The organism is Salifodinibacter halophilus (assembly GCA_012999515.1).
GTDB classification, from domain to species: domain Bacteria; phylum Pseudomonadota; class Gammaproteobacteria; order Nevskiales; family Salinisphaeraceae; genus Salifodinibacter; species Salifodinibacter halophilus.
On the sequence record JABEEB010000096.1, the window covers coordinates 1 to 327 of the forward strand.

Genomic DNA, 327 nt, shown 5'->3' on the forward strand with positions numbered 1-327 from the left:
CCAGCGGATCGCCTGCCGCGCCGAAGACGCGTGGAACGCGGTGTGCTTCTACGAGCACATCCACCGTAAACCGTCGCTTTTCCTGCGCAGCGTGCTGCCGGTGCCGATGCGCACGACCGGCTGCGCCGGCAAGGTCGGCGACACGTCGCGATGCCTCTACAGCGACGGCGGCTACCTCGCAAAGCGAATCACCGAGGTGATTTCGGGAGAACGCGTCGAATTCGAGGTGATTGAGCACAGCATCCGCTACTGCCGCAGCATCGCCCTCAAGGGCGGCAGCATCAGCGTCGTCGCCGACGACGACGGCGCTTGCTCGGTGCATATGCT

Annotated in this window: 1 protein-coding gene; it reads left to right on the plus strand. The window is 65.1% G+C overall.

Annotated elements, in window-relative coordinates:
- The coding region (locus HKX41_10855) for a hypothetical protein (protein NNC24629.1) at positions 1 to 327 on the plus strand (327 nt) is incomplete at both ends.